Genomic DNA, 16,797 nt, shown 5'->3' with positions numbered 1-16,797 from the left:
CCGTTCCAGCGCGCCTGCGCCTTTCTGTTTCTGGACCCCAATATGCTGATCGTCGAATCCCATGAAGCCCAGCCCTGGCCCGATGTTCTCGATTGGGAAGCGCGGGCGGGGGAGGCGGTGGCCGCCGCGCTCAAGCTGACGCCCTTTGCGAGCCTTGCCGATGCGGCGCCGATGGTCGAGGTCGCGGTGCGGCTGACCGACGATGCCGAGGTTCAGACGCTCAACCGCGATTTCCGGGGCAAGGACAAGCCGACCAATGTGCTGTCCTTTCCGCAGGTGCAGGCCGATCTGCTCGAAAGTCTGTCGAACAGCGACGACGGCGAAATATTGCTCGGCGATATCGTGCTGGCGCGCGAGACCTGCGCGCGCGAGGCGGAGGAAAAGGGGATTTCGCTGGCCGACCATGCGACCCATCTGATCGTCCATGGCGCGCTGCATCTGGTCGGTTACGACCATATCGACGACCCCGAAGCATCGGCGATGGAGGCGTTGGAAGTGAAAGCGCTTGCATCGCTGGGCATCGCCAATCCATATGCGTGAGTTGGATTAACTTAGGATACACAGAGCATCATGCCCGACGACCAGGGATCTTCGACCCGATCGGAAGAGGACAGTAGATCCGGCCTTTGGGCCGGCATACGGACATTGTTGTTCGGCGGCGCGAACGAGCCCTCGCTGCGCGAGCAGATTGAGGATGTCATCGACGAAGCCGAAGAAGAGGGGCAGGATCGGCGCGGCAGCAGCGTCGTCGGCGATTTGTCGCCGATCGAGCGCAAGATGCTGCGCAATCTTCTGCATTTTGGCGAACAGACGGTCGACGATGTCGCGGTGCCGCGCGCCGATATCATCGCGATTTCCGAAAGTGCGAGCTTTGCCGACATCATCGCGCTGTTCGTAGAGGCGGGCCACAGCCGCCTGCCGGTGTATCGCGAGACGCTCGATGAAGTGGTCGGGATGATCCACGTCAAGGATGTGTTCGCGGTGCTCGCCGAAGGGCGCCCGCCACCCCCGCTGATCGACCTGCTGCGCCAGCCGCTTTACGTGCCGCAATCGATGGGGGTGCTCGACCTGCTCGCCGACATGCGCGCGCAGCGCACCCATCTGGCGATCGTCATCGACGAATATTCGGGGACCGAGGGGCTGGTCACGATCGAGGATCTGGTCGAGGAAATCGTCGGCGAGATTGAGGATGAGTATGATGACGAGCCGGTGCTGCTGTTCACGCCCGGCGAAAATGGCTGTTGGGAGGCCGATGCGCGCGCCGAACTCGACGACGTCGGCGAAGCGATCGATCCGCGGCTTGTCGAGGTCGAGGAGGATGTCGACACGCTCGGCGGCCTCGCCGCTGTCCTCGCAGGTCATGTGCCCGAGGTCGGCGAGATATTGCTCCACCCGAGCGGCTGGCGCATCGAGGTGACCGAGGCCGACGAGCGCCGCGTCCACCGCCTGCGGCTCCATCCGCCGGTGGCGGTCGACCTTGAGGCGCCGCTGGAACGCCCTGACGACTATTGATGGCGATGGCCGACGCAATTGCCTTTGCGCCGCGATGGGACTAGCGCGGCGCGATGGACGTTTCGGATCTACGCATCGCCCTCTTCAGCGGCAATTACAACATGACGGTCGACGGCGCCAACAAGGCGCTGAACCGTCTGGTCGGCTATCTTCTGGAGCAGGGAGCGGCGGTGCGGGTCTATTCGCCGACCGTCGCCAACCCCGATTTCGAACCGACCGGCGACCTTGTCAGCGTGCCGTCCTTCGCGATTCCGGGGCGTGCCGAATATCGTATTCCAGTGTCTTTTTCGTCGCGGGTGCGGCAGGATATTGCCGAGTTTGCACCCAATATTCTCCATATTTCCAGCCCCGATCGCGTGTCGCGACAGGCGGCGGCGTGGGCGCGGCGGCGCAAGCTTCCGGTCGCCTGTTCGGTGCACACGCGCTTCGAAACCTATTTCCGCTATTATAATCTCTCCTTCGTCGAACCGCTCATGGTGGCGTGGCTGCGCAAGTTGTACCGCAAGTGCGACGCGCTGATCGCGCCATCCGAAAGCTTTGCGCAGGTGCTGCGCGAACAGCGGATGAACTATGACATCGGCATCTGGACCCGCGGCGTCGAGCGGGACATTTTTCACCCGGGGCGGCGAGACATGGCGTGGCGTCAGTCGCTGAACATCGCCGACGAGACGCCGGTCATCGCCTTTCTGGGCCGGCTGGTGATGGAAAAGGGGCTCGACGTCTTTGCCGACACGATCGACCAGCTGGAGCGGCGCGGCGTGCCGCACGAGGTTGTCGTGATCGGCGAGGGGCCGGCGGGCGAATGGTTCGAATCGCGGCTGCCCAACGCCAGATTTGTCGGCTTTCAGGGCGGCGAGGATCTCGCGCGCGCGCTGGCGTCGTGCGACATGTTCTTCAATCCGTCGGTGACCGAAACCTTTGGCAATGTGACCCTGGAGGCGATGGCGTGCGGTCTGCCGGTGGTGGCGGCGCGCGCGACCGGCAGCGCGAGCATCGTCAAACATGGCATTACCGGCTTTCTGGTGTCACCGGGTTCGATCGGCAGTTTTGCCGATGATCTGGAACTTTATTGCCGCGATTGGGCCCTGCGCGCGATGCATGGAGCGGCGGCGCTGCACGAAAGCGGCGCCTATCGATGGGACGTGATCAACAAATCGGTCGCCGACACCTATTTGCGCCTGATCCGCCAGAAACAGCGGCGCCGGGGCTGAGGCGGTGGTGGCCGGGGACTTGTTCGGCGACGATGCGCCCGTTGAGAGTGGCGCTGCGACCGGCCCGGTCCCGCTCGCCGAACGATTGCGCCCGCGCGCACTGTCCGACGTCGTCGGGCAGGAGCATCTGACCGGCGCTGAGGGGGCGATCGGGCGGATGGTCGCGGCGGGGCAATTGTCGTCGATCATCCTCTGGGGACCGCCGGGAACGGGAAAGACGACGATCGCACGGCTGCTCGCCGAAGCGGTGGGGATGCGCTTTGCCGCGCTGTCGGCGGTGTTTTCGGGCGTCGCCGATCTGAAAAAGGCGTTCGCCGAGGCCGAGAAGATGGCGACGGCGGGCAAGCGAACCCTGCTTTTCGTGGACGAAATCCATCGCTTCAACCGCGCGCAGCAGGATGGTTTCCTGCCCTATGTCGAACGCGGTACTGTGGTGCTGGTCGGGGCGACGACCGAGAATCCGAGCTTTGCGCTCAACGCGGCGCTGCTGTCGCGCGCGCAGGTGCTGGTGCTCCAACGGCTGGACGAAGCCGCGCTTGCGACGCTGGTCGAACGCGCCGAAGCCGAAGTCGGCCGCCGCCTGCCGGTGACTGACGATGCGCGCGGGGCGCTGATCGTCAGCGCCGACGGTGATGGTCGTTTCCTGCTCAATCAGGTCGAAACGCTGTTCGCGGCGAGCATCGATACCCCGCTTGACCCCGCCGAGCTGGCGCAATTCCTGCACCGCCGCATGCCCGTCTATGACAAGGATCGCGACGGCCATTATAATCTGATTTCGGCGCTGCATAAGGCGATGCGGGGGTCGGACCCGCAGGCGTCGCTCTATTGGCTCGCGCGGATGCTGGTGGCGGGCGAGGAGCCGCTGTACGTTCTTCGCCGCATTGTTCGCTTCGCGAGCGAGGATATCGGGCTCGCCGACCCGCAGGCGCTGATCCAGTGCCTCGCCGCGAAAGACGCCTATCAATTCCTGGGGTCGCCCGAGGGCGAGCTCGCGATCGTCCAGGCGTGCCTCTATTGCGCGACCGCGCCCAAGTCGAACGCGGCCTATGCGGCGCAGAAAGCGGCGTGGGCGGCGGCGCGCGAGACCGGATCGCTGGCACCGCCCGCGAACATCCTCAACGCCCCGACGAAGCTGATGAAGGATTTGGGCTATGGCGCGGGCTATAGCTATGATCATGACGCGCCCGAGGGTTTTTCGGGCGACAATTACTGGCCCGACGCGATGGCGCCCGTCGATTTTTACCGCCCGGTCGATCGCGGTTTCGAAAAGCGGATCGGCGAGCGGCTCGCCTGGTGGGACGAGCAGCGCCGCCAGCGCGGAGAATAGGGTAAACGGGGCAGGGGAATGCGGCCAATATTCGGCAATTGGGACGATGTGGTCGCTTTCGCGTGCAGCCTGCCCGATGTCGAAATGGCGCCTTTCTATGGCACCCCCTGTCCGAAACTCAACGGCAAGGCGCTGGCGTCGCCGGGGCGCGAGCCCGGCAGTTTTGCCGTGATGTGCAAGCCCGACGAAAAGGAGATTTTGCTTGAAACCGATCCCGAGACTTTCTGGCAGACCCCACATTATGAAGGCTGGCACGCGTTGCTCGTGCATTTCGGATCGGCCGATCCCGAACGCGTCGCCGATGTCATCCGCCGCGCATGGTGGGACCGCGCCAAAAAGCCGCAGCGGCAGGCCTTTGGCGAGCGGCCCTGAGATGCTGCGCCGTCTGACCTTTGGCCTCGCGCTCGCCGCGGCCGCGCTGCCCGCGCACGCCGCCGATGCCAATGCCGAAATTAACCGCGCGTGGGCGGCGGGTTATCGCGCCGGCGTCACCTGTTCGGCGCTTTGGAATGGTGCGGGCAAGTCGCTCGCCGATATCGAGCGCGACGAACTCACCCATATCTATCCCGAGATCGAGGCCGATGTCCGCGCAATCAAGGCCGATATCGACGACAAGGCGAAGCGGGTCAGCGTCACTTACCGCGACGATATGCCGCCGCGCATTGCAGCGTGGGACAGCCGCGAAGGCTGCATCACCCTGCCGATTGGTGCCATGCCAGCGCGGATTGATGGCTTTCTGAATCGCGGTCGGGCGAAGCTCGACGACAGATTATGGCCGCTGGGTGATCAGAAGGCCGTGGCACCGGTCGCGGGGTTTGGCGCGATCGGCACGAAGCGCGCGGGCTTCGGCGGGCGAACCAGTTCGCTGTTGATCGTCAAGGACGGACGGATCGGCTTCGAATGGTATCAGCCGGGGCATGGCCCGCACAGCGCGCAGCGCACCTTCTCGGTCGCCAAGTCGATGGCCGCGACGTTGATCGGCCATGCCGTCCAGCGCGGCCAGTTCGATGTGGCCGCGCCCGCGGCGATCGCCGAATGGCAGAGCCCCGGCGACCCGCGCGCCGCGATCACGACCGAGCAGTTGCTGCGCATGGCGAGCGGCCTGACCAGCGATACGGCGGGAAACCGCACCGACGCCATCTATATGGGCGGTGCATCGGTGCGCCAATGGACGGTGCAATGGCCGCTGCTCCATCAGCCGGGAAGCCGTTATCGCTACGCCAACAACGACACGTTGCTCGCGGTGCAATCGCTCGGCGCGATGCAGCAGAAGGCGCCGGGACGGGCGCTCGATCCGGCGGCCTTTTTCGACAAGATCGGGATGACGCGAACCTTCGCCGAACATGACAAGGATGGCGATTATATCCTGTCGAGCCAGGTATCGACGACCGCGCGCGATCTTGCGCGGCTGGGGCTGCTCTATCAGAATGACGGACTATGGAATGGCGAGCGGCTGCTGCCCGAAAACTGGCGCCATTTCGTCACGACGCCCGGCGGGCCGCAGCCCGATGGTCCCTTCGGCTATGGCGCGGGTTTCTGGCTTTTGAACAAATCGGACGGCATCCCCGGTGACGCGTTCGGCGCCTTCGGCAATCGCGGCCAGTATCTGGTCGTCATCCCGTCGCGTCGGCTGGTGATCGTTCGTCAGGGCTATGACGATGCCGCCGAACGCCTCGATATCGCGGCGCTCGTCAAGGCCGTCGTTGCGGCCGACCGGGCCGGTTGATCGCTTGCCTAGCGATCATAGGGTTTGAATAGCGATGACAGCTAACGACCGGAAGCAGCCGTTCCCCGGCGAAAGCCGGGGTCCAGAGCGCGATGAAACCGGCGTTTACAATGAAGCTCTCTGGGCCCCGGCTTTCGCCGGGGAACTGGAAGGGCAGGAAGCGACCCGAAGCGGACGTCGAGCTTTCAACCCAGTTGCGGACGTGAAAATCCTCCCTGTGCCGCAGGCATGGGGAGGTGGCAGTCGCCGTAGGCGGCTGACGGAGGGGCTTTGGCGCTGACGTCGCTGCCCCTCCACCACCGCTTCGCGGCGGTCCCCCTCCCCATCGCTTCGCGACAGGGAGGATTGGCAACGCCCGCTTCCCACTCCAAAGTCGACACGTCTATTCGAAAGGCGGATAGCGTTCGAACGCGGGCAGGTCGTTCAGCCTCTCCATCCAGCCGATGCGTTCGGCGGTCTGGATCTGTGCGCCCGGCGGGATCAGGTCGGGGTCATCGAGCGTCGCCGACTGGACGTCGATCTTGCCGGGGAAGATCGCTTCATTGGTATAGAAAAGCCCCGTGCCGCAGTCGCCGCAGAAATGGCGGCGGCCGTTTTCCGACGATTCATAGATTTTCGGCGTGCCGCTGACGTCGAGTTCATCCTGCCCGACGAGCGCCCAGCCGACGAGCGGCGCGCCCGAATGGCGGCGGCAATCCTGACAATTGCACAGGGCGTGATGCTCGACCGCGGTCGGCATTGAATAGCGAATGGCGCCGCAATGGCATTGGCCGCTGGCGCGCGGGCTCGAATCGGTCATCTGGTTTCTCCTCACGTTTGATGATGAGAACATATCATAAACATCAGTGTTGACGCAATCGTCGGGGAACTCAGTCGCCGAGGTCGACGCCATGCTTGAGCGCCCAGTCCTGATATTGGCCACGCGGGTTGGACGCGGGCTGGGCGAGGATCGCGGGGATGGCTTCGCGCAGCGCGCCAAGATCGAGCGAGCGGATCATCGCCTTGACCGGTCCGACACCGGCCGGGGTAATCGACAGGCGTTCGATGCCGATGCCGAGCAGCGCCATCGCCTCCAGCGGCCGGCCGCCCATTTCGCCGCAGACGCCCAGCGCGACCCGCGATCCCGCGACGGTCTTCACGACACGCGAGAGGTAGCGCATGACCGTCGGCGAGAGCCAGTCATAGCGTTCGGCAAGCCGGGGGTGCGCGCGGTCGGCGGCGAACAGGAACTGGGTCAGATCGTTCGTCCCGACCGACAGGAAATCGAGGTGCGGCAGCATCAGGTCGAGCGTTTCGAGAAGTCCCGGAACCTCCAGCATCGCGCCATAGCGGATCGCGATCGGCAATTTCTTGTTGTGGCTGGCCAGCCAGGCGCGCTGCCCGACAAACAGGTTGCGCGCGGCTTCATATTCCCACGGTTCGGAGACCATCGGGAACATGACGTTGAGCGTCCGCCCGGCGGCCGCCTCCATCAACGCCCGCGCCTGAACCTTCAGCAGCCCTTCGCGTTCGAGCGCGAGGCGCAGCGCGCGCCAGCCCATCGCCGGATTTTCTTCCTGCGCGGAGTCGCCGGCATTCATATAGGGCAGGGCCTTGTCGCCGCCGATATCGACCGTTCGGAAAATCACCGGCCGGTCGCCGGCGGCGTCGAGCACGTCGCGATAGAGCCGTTGCTGGCGGTCGCGCGACGGCAGCGTCGCCGATACCAGAAACTGGAATTCGGTGCGGAACAGGCCGATGCCGTTTGCGCCGGTCAGGTCGAGCGCGGCGACATCCTCGCGCAGCCCGGCGTTGATCATCAACTCGATCGGGACGCCATCCTTGGTGATCGCGGGCAGGTCGCGCAGCGAGGCGAGGTTGGCGCGCCGTTTTTGCGACACTTCCAACCGGGCTTCGAAGGCGTCCTGCACCGCCTGCGTCGGGCGCACATGAAGCGTCCCGGTCGCGGTGTCGATCAGCAGCAGGTCGCCTTCGCGGATCGAGGTGCGGACATCGCGCACGCGGCCGAGCACGGGCACACCCATGGCGCGCGCGACGATGATGACGTGCGCGGTGAGCGAGCCTTCCTCGAGCACCACGCCTTTCAGGCGGCGGCGATCATATTCGAGCAGTTCGGCGGGGCCGAGGTTGCGCGCGATCAGGATCGAATCCTGCCGCAGGCCCATTTGCGCCGCGGTGCCCATCTGGCCCGACACGATGCGGATCAGCCGGTTCGACAGATCCTCCAGATCGTGCATGCGGTCGCGAAGCAGGGCATCATCGATCTGGCGCATCCGCATCCGGGTGCGTTGCTGGACGCGCTCGATTGCCGCCTCGGCGGTCAGGCCACTGTCGATCGCCTCGTTGATCCGGCGCGACCAGCCTTCGTCATAGGCGAACATCTTGTAGGTTTCGAGAACCTCGTCATGCTCGCCGCCGACGCCGAATTCGGCCTGGCTGGTCATGCGGTCAATCTGTTCGCGCATCTTGTCGAAGGCGGCGTAGACGCGGTGGCGTTCGGCCTCGATATCGTCGGCGACGGTATGTTCGATCGTGATGCGCGGCTGGTGGAACACGGCGATTCCGGCGCCCATGCCGTCGACGAGCTTTTGGCCGGTCAGGCGCTGCGCCGACTGGTCGGCGGTCGCGGCGTCGGTGCGCGCGGCGGTATCGACGAGGTCGGCGTTGGAGATGAGTTCGGACAGGACCATGGCGACGGTCTGCAGCGTCTCAATCTCGATATCGGCATAGCGGCGCGGGTCGCTATGCTGGACGCACAGCACCCCGACCGCGCGTTCGCGGCGGATGATCGGCACGCCGGCAAAGCTGTGGAACAATTCCTCGCCGGTTTCGGGGCGATAGGAAAAGTCGGGGTGCGATGCGGCTTCGTCGAGGTTCAGCGTCTCGATCTGGTCGGCGATCATGCCGACGAGGCCTTCGCCGAGGCCGAGGCGGGTGACGTGCACCGCCTCCTGCTTCAGTCCGCGCGTGGCATAGAGTTCCAGCGCGCCATCGCGCAGCAGATAGATGGAACAGACTTCGCTGTTCAGACATTCGCCGATGATTCCGACGACCTGATTGAGCTTGCCCTGTGCATTGGTGCGCGATGCCATGACCTCGTGCAACCGGGTCAAGATGGTGCGCGCCGATTGGGCGGCCGACGAAGGCGGAAGCGGGGCGTTGGTCATTGCAGCCCTGCTAACAGATGCGCAGCCCGCGCGCCATTGCTGCGCGCGCGACCGTCGCCAATCTCTTCTTGGGCCGGATGAAGCGGCGCGTCAGTTGCTGTTTGTCGTCGTTGTCGACGACAGACCAACCGGGTTCATGGGCGCCGGGGCGCTCATGATTGGCGGCGGCGGGGCATATTTGGCGTCCCACGCGACGGCATCGGACTGATATTTGGCATAGGCTTCATAAAAGTCGAGGAAGGGCTGGTTGAGCCGGGCGAGATGCGTCGGAGCGTCCGTGATGACCTGCGCGGCCGGGGTGCTCGCGACCAGTTGCGCGACCTCATTGGCGCGCGGGCAGAAAGCGCGCTGCGCCGGCGGCTGGGCGAAATAGTTGAACAACTGCGTCGACAATTTGTCGCGCGCGGCGGTGCCATTGGTGCGCATTTCCTTGCCGAGCTGCGAGATCACCGTCTTTTCGGTCGACCGGATCGTCTTGCCGTGGGTCTTGATGATATTGTTATAGGCCGAAACCAGCGTCGCTTCCTCGGGGCCGCGGCAGCCGATTGCGGCGACGTTCAGCGCGATCTTCATCTGCCAGAAGGCGCGGTCGCCGGTGACATTGCTGTTCGCCGTCACAAAGCGGCCGTCGATCCCGCGCGCGGGCAGGATTTGCGTGACTGCGGCATTGCCGGGCGGCATCGGCCGCGGCGGGATGACGATGGCGACCGGCGGCAGCACCGGCGGCGGAGGCGGCGCGACGGGCTTGGGTGCGCAGGCGGCGACGCTCGCGAGCAAACCGGCGACGATGATCTTACGCGACAAATTCATGATATTCTCCCCAGCCGTAACGTCTTGCGGCTTCAACCCCGAGCATGCAACGCGGCAGCGGCCTGTTGCACCAGCGACGCGATGATTGCCGCGACGCTCTCTTCTTCCGATACCATGCCGACAGATTGCCCTGCCATTAACGATCCGTTTTCGACGTCGCCGTCGATCACGGCGCGGCGCAGCGCACCGGCCCAATAATGTTCGATTTCCAACTGTGCGGCCGCCATGTCAACCTGCCCGCTGTCGAGCATGTTGGCGACCTCGCGCTGCTTGACGGTAAACGCCTCGGTCCCCGCATTTTTGAGCGCGCGGACGGGAATGACGGGCAGGCGGGGGTCGATCTGGACGCTCGCGACGGCTTCGCGCGCGGAGGCGCGCATGAAGGCCTTTTTGAAGTTCGGATGCGCGATGCTTTCGGTCGCACAGACGAAGCGGGTGCCAAGCTGGACGCCCGACGCGCCCATTTCGAGATAGGCGGCGATCGCCTCGCCGCGACCGATGCCGCCCGCGACGAAGATCGGGACTTCTTCGGCGAGCGTCGGCAGGATTTCCTGCGCCAGCACGCTGGTCGAGACGGGGCCAATGTGGCCGCCGGCCTCCATTCCCTCGATCACCAGCGCGTCGACGCCCGAGCGCACGAGTTTTTTGCCCATCGCCAGCGTGGGCGCAAAGCAGATGACTTTCGCGCCCGATGCCTTGATCGCCTCGAGACTGCCCTTGGGCGGCAGGCCGCCCGCGAGAACGACATGGCCGACGCCATGCTTGGCACAGACGTCGATCAGTTCGAACAATTGCGGGTGCATGGTGATCAGATTGACGCCGAAATTGCGGGTCGCGAGCGCCTTGGTTGCGGCAATTTCTGCATCCAGCTGCTGCGGGTTCATCGCGCCGCAGGCGATGACGCCAAAGCCGCCGGCGTTGCTGATCGCGCTGACGAGGTTGCGTTCGGAAACCCAGCTCATCGCACCGCAAAGAATAGCATAGTCGCTGCCCAGCAGGTCGGTGCCGCGCGCCATCAGTTGTTGAATTTTATCCATCCCTGCGCCTTTGCCAGCACTGGGACTCGCGCGCAATCCCTGGCGTCCGCAATGGGCGAATTGGAGGGCGAGCAGGGAAATCGGCTGGCCGCGCGAACCCAACCTTTCGGCGCAGAAAGCAAATCAATCATTGTCAACTAAAACAGTTGGCATATGCTTGTGGGCGAATCCAAGAGGGAAAGGGATCCACATGACACAGCCGACACATGCGGCTCAAAGCGAACGCGACAGCGTTCCGCTTGCCGTGCAAACGGTGCTCGATGCACTTGAGAAACTGCGCTTTGGCGCGATCCAGCTGACCGTCCACGAGGGGCGGCTGGTGCAGGTCGATGTCACCGAGCGCCACCGCTACCCCAATTAGGGCCATCGTTTTTCAACCCTGATTTTCCACTCCCAACGGGGGAAGCCTCCCCCGGCCTTGCCGCAGACCGGACCACCGGATGTGGCGATTTTCTTCGCAACAGGAAATTGCCATGACCGCCAGATATCCTTCGCTTCGCCGGCGCCTTCCGGCCGCCTCGCTGACGCTTTCGCTTTTGCTCGCGATTGCCGCCACGCCCGCCGCCGCCAATGAAGCGGCCGCCGATACCGCCGCCGACGCCGCAACCTCCACCGCCGATGAAGGCGCCGCCACGCAGGGCAGCTATGGCGGCGATATCGTCGTCACCGCGCGCCGCCGTCAGGAAACCGCGCAGGACGTGCCGATCGCCATGTCGGTCGTCGCGGGCGAACAGATCGACAATACGGGCAGCTTCAATGTCGGCCGCCTGACGCAGCTGACCCCGACGCTGCAATATTATTCGTCGAACCCGCGCAACACCGCGGTCAATATCCGCGGCATCGGTGCGCCGTTCGGGCTGACCAACGACGGGATCGAGCAGGGTGTCGGCATTTATGTCGACGACGTCTATTATTCGCGCGTCGCCTCATCGACCTTCGACTTTCTCGACGTCGCGCAGATCGAAGTGCTGCGCGGGCCGCAGGGCACGTTGTACGGCAAGAACACGACCGCGGGCGCGATCAACATCACGACCAACCAGCCGACCTTCGATTTCGAGGGCAAGGCCGAGCTCAGCATCGGCAATCTGAACTTCAAACAGGCGAAGGCCGCTATTTCGGGCCCGCTGTCCGACACGCTGGCGGCGCGCGTCGCCATTTCGTCGACCAGCCGGCGCGGCACCATTCGCAATGTCGCGACGGACCGCTGGGTCCAGAGCCAGGACAATATCGGTGTTCGTGGCCAGTTGTTGTGGCAGCCGAACGACGACCTCAGCGTCACCCTGTCGGGCGACTGGAACAAGCAGGACGCGGTGTGCTGCGCCTCGGTCTTCGTCCGTACCGGTGCGACGCAGCGGCCGCTCAACCGTCAATATGCGGCGCTCGCCGCGGCGCAAAATTATGTCGTCCCCAGCGATAATCCCTATGACCGGTTGACCGATCTCGATGCCAATCTCAACGCGGGCAACAAGATCGGCGGCGCCGCGCTCCGCGTCAAATGGGACGTTGGCCCCGGCACGCTGACATCGGTCACCGCGTGGCGCTTCTGGGACTGGCAGCCCGAAAACGACCGCGATTTCACCGGCCTGCCGATCGTCACCAAATCGCAGAACCCGTCGCAGCAGGATCAATATACGCAGGAGTTGCGCTATAATTACACCGGCGACCGGTTCGACTTTGTGGTTGGCGGCTTCTATTATTACCAGCGCATCGACACGCAGGGCACCGAAGCGCATGGCCCCGCGTCGAGCCGCTGGACGCTCAATCCGACGAGCGCGCTCGCCAATAATCCGGCGGTGCTCAATGGGCTGACCGCGATCAACACCCAGTATCTGAAAAACACCAGTGCGGCGCTGTTCGGGCAGGCGAGCTGGAAGGTGACCGATCAGTTCACGATCCAGCCGGGCGTGCGACTGAATTATGACAAAAAGGATGGTTTCTATCAGCGCCGGGTCTTTGCCGGCGACGGAACCCCGGTTGTTTTCGGTCCGACCGATGCGATCACCGTCGCGCGGCTTGGCGTTTTCGCGCCGCAGGAAATCTCGCCGTCATTCAGCGACTGGAACTTCAGCTATGATTTGACGGCGACGTACAAGGCGACGTCGGATCTGCTTTTCTATGCAACCTATGCCAAGACGTTCAAATCGGGTGGGATCAACCAGAATGGCGTGCCGACCGACGGCGCGAACAATCCGATCCTCGCCGCCGCGACGGTGAAGCCGGAATCGGTCAATCACCTCGAAGCGGGGGTGAAGAGCGAGTTTTGGGACCGGCGTATCACCTTCAACCTCACAGCGTTCCGCACCGACATCAAAAATTATCAGGCCAATGTGAACAACGGCCAGTTCGGGGTGCTGCGCGGTTATCTGGCCAATGCCGGGAAGGTGCGGACACAGGGTGTCGAGGTCGACTTCTCGGTCCGGCCGAGCGAGCGGTTCCGCGCCTATGCCAATGGCGCCTTCACCGATGCGAAATATAAGCGCTTCGTCGATGCGCCATGCCCGCCCGAATTGTCGGGCGGCGGGACCGGGGCTGTGATTGCGGCACCGGGGACGCCGGGCAACAGTCCGGCGAACTGCGACATTTCGGGTCAGCGCCTGCCGGGCGTGTCGAAGCTGGCGCTCTCTTTCGGGGCGGAGGCGAACACCGAATCCAAGCTGTTCGGCAAGGATGGCCAATTCTACCTCGGCTATGACGGCAGCTATCGTTCGCGCTTCTCGTCGAACCCGTCGCCGTCGGCCTACACCTGGATCGAAGGCTATTCGCTGTCGAACTTCCGCGCCGGTTTCCGGACGGAATCGGGCTTCGATGTCTATGGCTGGGTCCGCAATGCGTTCAACCAGAATTATCTGGAACAGCTGAGCGTCGGTCCGGGCAACACCGGGTTGATCGTCGGGCTGCCGGGTGATCCGCGCACCTGGGGCGGGACGATCAAGGCCAGTTTCTAGAGGACCGCGTTGTCCTAGTTTAATTCGTCATTGCGAGCGCAGCGAAGCAATCTCCAGCTGCCGACCTTGCGCAAGGTCGATGGCTGGAGATTGCTTCGTCGCTCCGCTCCTCGCAATGACGAACTTGTTGGCGATGGATTCGGGCCAGCTTCTGACGCATGAAAGAGGGCAGCTTTGGCTGTCCGCCAAAGGAAAAGGGGCCGCCCGTGGGCGGCCCCTTTCTCATGCCGGCTGTGGATCAGCCCTGCTGCGGACGGTTGCGGTCGCGATCGGGTTCGCTGCCCGCTTCTCCGCCCGGCTGGCGGTTCTGGCCGCCCTGCTGCTGTTGCTGGCGGCGCTGTTCTTCTTCGCGCTGGGCCGGCGTTTTCTTCTGGTTCTGGTTGGGGTCGTTAGCCACTTTCCTTCTCCTTGCAGTCGCGGCATGCGATCATGTCGTGACCCTTTAGCAACCCTTGGCCGCCGCCCATGTTCCCGCCGCGGCCCGCTCATCGCCGGGGCGTGGCGCTTTTGAGACGAGGGCCATGATCGGTCCCGCGCTGGCGCGTCGGTGATCGGATCACTCACTTACTGAATTCAGCATATTTGGTTTTGTCGATGGGAAGGCGCCGCCTATCCTCCCCCGGTCAGAGCGAAAGGATGATGCCATCGACTCATGGTTTTCCTGCGTTTTTCGGGATTCGGCGACTTCGCCGTCATCCCGCCGTCATGCGCCGGTCATCCCGACACGCCATCCTGTCCAACGATCATAAGAGGAGAGACTGTATGAACGCCGAAACCCCCGTGGACCCCGCAAAGGGCTGTCCGATCAACGGTGACCGGTTCCGCTCGCTGCTCGGCCGGACGAACCGCGACTGGTGGCCCGATCAACTGCCGATCGACATATTGCATCAGGGCGGCGTGTCGCCCGACCCGATGGGCCCCGATTTCGACTATGCTGCGGCGTTCAAATCGCTCGACTATCAGGCGGTCAAGGATGACCTCACCGCACTGATGACCGACAGCAAGCCATGGTGGCCCGCCGACTATGGCCATTATGGCCCCTTCTTCATCCGCATGGCCTGGCACGCCGCGGGCACCTATCGCACCGCCGACGGACGCGGCGGCGCGAACAGCGGGCAGCAGCGCTTCGCGCCGCTCAACAGCTGGCCCGACAATGGCAATCTCGACAAGGCGCGCCGCCTGCTGTGGCCGATCAAGCAGAAATATGGCAGCAAGATCAGCTGGGCCGATCTGTTCATCCTGACCGGCAATGTCGCGATTGAATCGATGGGCGGGCCGGTGTTCGGCTTCGGTGGCGGTCGCAAGGACGTCTATGAGGCCGAGCGCGACATTTACTGGGGCGCCGAGGATCAATGGGTCAATGAAGGCGTCCAGACGCGCATCGATCCCGACAAGCAACTCGATCTCGAAAACCCGCTCGCGGCGATCCAGATGGGGCTGATCTACGTCAATCCCGAAGGGCCGGGGGGCAATCCCGACCCGCTGCTGTCGGCGCGTGACATCAAGGTCACCTTCGAACGCATGGCGATGAGCCATGAGGAAACGGTGGCGCTGACCGCCGGCGGCCACACCTTTGGCAAGGCGCATGGCGCGGGTGATGCGAGCCTGGTCGGTGCCGCACCCGAAAGCGCGGACATCGCGCTGCAGGGCCTCGGCTGGACCAGCAGCTTCGAAACCGGGGTGGGCGCGCATGCGATCACCAGCGGGATCGAAGGGGCTTGGGTCAACACGCCCACCGAATGGTCGGAGAATTTCTTCCGCCTGTTGCTCGACTATGACTATGAACTGGTGCGCAGTCCGGCGGGCGCGCAGCAGTGGCAGCCGATCAACCAGAAGGAAGAGGATAAGGCCCCCGACGCCCATAATCCGGGCAAGCGCGTGCCGACGATGATGACCACCGCCGACATGGCGCTGAAGGTCGATCCCGAATTCCGGGTGATTTCGGAGAAGTTCCGCAACGACCATGAAGCGTTTAAGGACGCTTTTGCGCGGGCCTGGTTCAAGCTGTGCCACCGCGACATGGGGCCCAAGGTTCGCTACCTCGGCCCCGAAGTGCCCGCCGAAGATCTGATCTGGCAGGATCCGGTTCCGGCCGGACTGACGCCGTCGGATGCCGATGTTGCTGCGTTCAAGGTGGCGATCCTCGGTTCGGGGCTGAGCATTGGCGAGCTGGTCAAGGCGGCCTGGGCGTCGGCGTCAACCTATCGCAAGTCGGACTATCGTGGCGGCGCCAATGGCGCGCGCGTCCGGCTGGCGCCGCAGAAGGATTGGGCGGTCAATGATCCGGCCGAACTGTCCAAGGTGCTTGCGAAGATCGACGAACTGCGCGGCAATCTGTCGATGGCCGATGCGATCGTGCTGGCGGGTGGCGCGGCGGTCGAGAAGGCGGCGAAGGATGCCGGCTTCAATGTCGCGGTGCCCTTCACCGGCGGGCGCGGCGATACGACCGACGAATGGACCGACGCCGAAAGCTTTGAGGTGATGGAGCCGCGGGCCGATGGTTTCCGCAACTATCTGGCGACCAAGCATCGCGTGAAGACCGAGGAACTGCTTCTCGATCGCGCGTCGCTGCTCGGCCTGTCGGCGCCTGAAATGACGGTGCTGATCGGGGGGCTGCGTGTGCTTGGCGCCAATACTGGCGGCAGCAAACATGGCGTGTTCACCAACCGCGTCGGCCAGCTGACCAACGACTTCTTCGTCAACCTGCTCGACATGGATACGAGCTGGGAGGTCGTTGATAGCAGCGGCGACGAGGAGTTCATCGGCTATGATCGCGGCGGGCGCACCCAGCGCTGGACCGCGACGCGCACCGACCTGATCTTCGGTTCGAACTCGCAACTGCGCGCGACGGCCGAAGTCTATGCCGAGAAGGGGCATGAAGAGAAGTTCGTGCGCGACTTTATCAAGGCGTGGACCAAGGTGATGAACGCCGACCGGTTCGACGTCGGCTGATTGCTGCGGCGACGGATTGCAAGCCCGCTCCCGGCGAAAGCTGGGGGCGGGTTTTGATTATGGAGTCCGAAGAGCGACCACGTCCAACGACCGATTGCAGGCGTTGAGGC

At 64.1% G+C, this 16,797-nt stretch carries 14 protein-coding genes; 9 read left to right on the top strand and 5 right to left on the bottom strand.

Features of this window, described 5'->3' with window-relative positions:
* The first annotated feature begins 42 nt into the window (after positions 1-42).
* From ybeY to CDQ91_RS18680, 6 genes are read left to right on the top strand one after another with little or no spacing between them, the layout of a single operon-like run.
* Complete coding sequence (gene ybeY / locus CDQ91_RS18705; RefSeq protein WP_088474224.1) at positions 43-540, top strand: rRNA maturation RNase YbeY; 498 nt, start codon at positions 43-45, stop codon at positions 538-540.
* Positions 541-570: 30 nt separating this feature from the next.
* Positions 571-1,512, top strand: a complete 942-nt coding sequence (locus CDQ91_RS18700; RefSeq protein ID WP_088474223.1) for a hemolysin family protein — start codon at positions 571-573, stop codon at positions 1,510-1,512.
* A 53-nt stretch (positions 1,513-1,565) separates the two neighbouring features.
* Complete coding sequence (locus CDQ91_RS18695) at positions 1,566-2,723, top strand: glycosyltransferase family 4 protein (protein WP_088474222.1); 1,158 nt, start codon at positions 1,566-1,568, stop codon at positions 2,721-2,723.
* A 7-nt stretch (positions 2,724-2,730) separates the two neighbouring features.
* Positions 2,731-4,050 (top strand): replication-associated recombination protein A, encoded by a 1,320-nt coding sequence (locus tag CDQ91_RS18690; RefSeq protein ID WP_088474221.1) that lies wholly within the window; start codon positions 2,731-2,733, stop codon positions 4,048-4,050.
* A gap of 18 nt (positions 4,051-4,068) precedes the next feature.
* The gene (locus CDQ91_RS18685; RefSeq protein ID WP_174688530.1) at positions 4,069-4,422 is read left to right on the top strand and encodes an MmcQ/YjbR family DNA-binding protein; all 354 of its coding nucleotides are present in this window, start codon (positions 4,069-4,071) and stop codon (positions 4,420-4,422) included.
* Position 4,423: 1 nt separating this feature from the next.
* Complete coding sequence (locus CDQ91_RS18680; RefSeq protein ID WP_088474220.1) at positions 4,424-5,776, top strand: serine hydrolase domain-containing protein; 1,353 nt, start codon at positions 4,424-4,426, stop codon at positions 5,774-5,776.
* 382 nt (positions 5,777-6,158) lie between these two features.
* Here the strand turns inward: CDQ91_RS18680 and CDQ91_RS18675 are convergent, their stop codons facing one another.
* The 4 genes from CDQ91_RS18675 to CDQ91_RS18660 all read right to left on the bottom strand — a co-directional run bounded on the left by CDQ91_RS18675 (position 6,159) and on the right by CDQ91_RS18660 (position 10,790).
* Positions 6,159-6,575: a GFA family protein gene (locus tag CDQ91_RS18675; protein ID WP_088474219.1), complete on the bottom strand. Its 417-nt coding sequence runs from the start codon at positions 6,573-6,575 to the stop codon at positions 6,159-6,161.
* Positions 6,576-6,645: 70 nt separating this feature from the next.
* Positions 6,646-8,943, bottom strand: coding sequence for a phosphoenolpyruvate--protein phosphotransferase (ptsP, locus tag CDQ91_RS18670; protein WP_088474218.1), 2,298 nt, complete (start codon positions 8,941-8,943; stop codon positions 6,646-6,648).
* 90 nt (positions 8,944-9,033) lie between these two features.
* A complete protein-coding gene (locus CDQ91_RS18665; protein ID WP_088474217.1) occupies positions 9,034-9,753 on the bottom strand; it encodes a hypothetical protein in 720 nt (239 codons plus the stop codon).
* A gap of 32 nt (positions 9,754-9,785) precedes the next feature.
* On the bottom strand, positions 9,786-10,790 hold the full coding sequence (locus CDQ91_RS18660; RefSeq protein WP_088474216.1) for an NAD(P)H-dependent flavin oxidoreductase: 1,005 nt from the start codon (positions 10,788-10,790) through the stop codon (positions 9,786-9,788).
* A 190-nt stretch (positions 10,791-10,980) separates the two neighbouring features.
* On the opposite strand from CDQ91_RS18660, the gene CDQ91_RS18655 reads away from it, so the two are divergent.
* On the top strand, positions 10,981-11,151 hold the full coding sequence (locus CDQ91_RS18655) for a YezD family protein (protein ID WP_088474215.1): 171 nt from the start codon (positions 10,981-10,983) through the stop codon (positions 11,149-11,151).
* Positions 11,152-11,263: 112 nt separating this feature from the next.
* Positions 11,264-13,735 carry a TonB-dependent receptor gene (locus CDQ91_RS18650; protein WP_088474214.1) on the top strand — a complete coding sequence of 824 codons (2,472 nt, stop codon included), beginning with the start codon at positions 11,264-11,266 and terminating at the stop codon, positions 13,733-13,735.
* A 238-nt stretch (positions 13,736-13,973) separates the two neighbouring features.
* Here CDQ91_RS18650 and CDQ91_RS21345 read toward each other — a convergent pair whose 3' ends face one another.
* A complete protein-coding gene (locus tag CDQ91_RS21345; protein ID WP_158213722.1) occupies positions 13,974-14,132 on the bottom strand; it encodes a hypothetical protein in 159 nt (52 codons plus the stop codon).
* A 365-nt stretch (positions 14,133-14,497) separates the two neighbouring features.
* Between CDQ91_RS21345 and katG the strand changes: the two genes are divergently transcribed.
* Positions 14,498-16,687, top strand: a complete 2,190-nt coding sequence (gene katG, locus CDQ91_RS18645) for a catalase/peroxidase HPI (RefSeq protein ID WP_088474213.1) — start codon at positions 14,498-14,500, stop codon at positions 16,685-16,687.
* Positions 16,688-16,797 lie beyond the last annotated feature (110 nt).

The sequence above is a fragment of the Sphingopyxis witflariensis genome (assembly GCF_002205635.1).
GTDB lineage: Bacteria > Pseudomonadota > Alphaproteobacteria > Sphingomonadales > Sphingomonadaceae > Sphingopyxis > Sphingopyxis witflariensis.
Note: the sequence above shows the minus strand (reverse complement) of the source record. Positions and strands in the feature narration are given on the sequence as shown.